3 protein-coding genes are annotated in these 1,998 nt (G+C 47.9%); 1 reads left to right on the forward strand and 2 read right to left on the reverse strand.

Going from position 1 to position 1,998, the window contains the following annotated elements:
- Positions 1-240, reverse strand: a 240-nt coding sequence (locus NT002_08820; protein MCX6829364.1) for a methyltransferase domain-containing protein, incomplete at its 3' end; no start/stop codon positions are given.
- Positions 241-273: 33 nt separating this feature from the next.
- Entirely contained in the window at positions 274-1,095 is an 822-nt protein-coding gene (locus tag NT002_08825) for a site-specific DNA-methyltransferase (protein ID MCX6829365.1), read from the reverse strand.
- A 481-nt stretch (positions 1,096-1,576) separates the two neighbouring features.
- On the opposite strand from NT002_08825, the gene NT002_08830 reads away from it, so the two are divergent.
- The coding region (locus tag NT002_08830; protein ID MCX6829366.1) for a hypothetical protein at positions 1,577-1,998 on the forward strand (422 nt) is incomplete at its 3' end.

A 1,998-nucleotide genomic window follows, 5' to 3' on the forward strand; every position in this document is an offset into this window, starting at 1 on the left:
CCGGGCTTTCCGAATCATGGTCGAGGCAAAATCGACGCCGATCACCAGCCCCTCGGGACCGACCTTGCGCCGCAGTAAATCGAAGAGCACGCCGGTGCCGCAACCGAGGTCGGCCACCCTGTCGCCCGGCTTAATACGAAAATTGGCGATCAAGTCAGAAAGAATTTCCATATCCTGGGCGGTGAAATTGTTGTCCCAATCATGGGCAAACGATTCAAAGTATTCTTTTCTTTCATTCATAATAGAAGCAAGTTAGACCTTCCGTCGCTTCTGTCAAGAGGTGATTTCCACTTTGGAAATCATCTCCCATGCTGTTTGGAAATATTTCTTATCCAGTTCAAAGCCGATGAATTTCAGATTTAATTTGCGGCAAGCCAGTCCGGTGTTCCCGATACCCATGAACGGGTCAAGGATAGTCATCCCTTTCTTAAGGCCGTGCAGCTTGATGCAATTTTCGGCCAGCAGCGGGGGGAATGAGGCGGGGTGGGGCCGGTCGGCGGCTCGGCTCTGGATAGTGTCATAAGGAATAAACCAGCAGTTGCCGCGACAGCGGAGTTTTCCTTTGCCGGCGCGCCAGCGGGTGATGTTGGTTTGATCTTTGTAGGGAACACCCAGCGCCAAACGGTCGATTTCAACGACCCCGGTCTTAGTCAGATGAAAAATATATTCATGGGTATCATTCAGGAAGCGGCGGCTGTTGATCGGTTTATAGTGGCCGACATTGATATCGACTTTTTCTCCATAACTGCTCGTTTCCATATAAATCGATTTTATCCAGTGAATGACATTCTGGATTTTGAAATCCTCGCTCAGGACACTTGCGACCTGAAAGGGTATTTCCGGCTCGGACGGCCGGGAACCGATATTGAGAAAAAGAGAACCGGAATCGTTCAAGACCTCTTTAAGGGCCTTTCCCCACTCTTTCAACCATGTCAGATAATCCTTTCGGGGAATGGAATCGTCATATGAACCATATTTCACGCCGATGTTGTATGGCGGCGAGGTGACCACGATGTCGACGCTCCCCGGCTGAAGGCGCCGGCGCATTCCGGAGATACAATCTTCATTATAGAGAAGGATATTTTTATCGTGCATCCCAACCTTCGATATTACCATTCAACGTGTTCTATGATCCCGATCAATATAATTGAATTCGGCACGATAGCCAACATCGAAAATATGCCGTCCGGTGATAATGATTTTGACTTCCATCATTAGCCCGAGAAGATCATTTGGTTGATTTGAGATAGGAGCGACATATCTTTTATGGCATGAAACGTTATCGGGATTTCATGTGCCGAGACGAGGGAGCGCAAATTTTGGAAAGAAATCAGTTTTCAGTAGAATCCAAGTGGCGGGAATTGTCTCCACATCTGCTGAAAGGGGATAATAATAACAACGATGATCCCGGCGAAAATGATGGTATTTAATCATTTTTCGGCCTGATTAACGGGGCCTTTCGATATTTCGGTATCTCATATAAAATAATAATCAGCGAGCCGCAAACGGGGACTATTATAGTCCGTATTATAAGAGTTAATTATTTAACCAACAACTATCAAGATCAGGAGGAGTAATGAGATCACTTGGGAAATATGCGGATAGCAGGCGTTTGTCTGTAACAGGCGCAATCGCGATGCTTGTTCTGGCATTCTTATACATGGCCTTGCCGTCGGTTATGGCGGGCATGGTGGATAATTCCTCCAAGGCGAATAAGCCGGCCCTGTCGGAAGAATCACAGCCGACCATCACCGACCAGGAACTGCTGTACTGGGCGGGTAAATGGAGCGGCACCGATAAGATCGGCGACAAATCTTACCCGATGGAAATTGTCTGGAAACTGACCATGGATGACAAATGGATGCAGGGAGATATGAAGGTCTGGAGCGACGGACGAAAGACATCTTTGCTTCACGAGCATATCTTCTTTGTCCGCCCGAGCGATACCGCGGGGCTTTATACCGGATTTGCTTTCAGTAATGAGGGAGCCTCGTTGAC

The sequence above is a fragment of the Candidatus Zixiibacteriota bacterium genome (genome assembly GCA_026397505.1).
Lineage (GTDB): Bacteria > Zixibacteria > MSB-5A5 > GN15 > PGXB01 > JAPLUR01.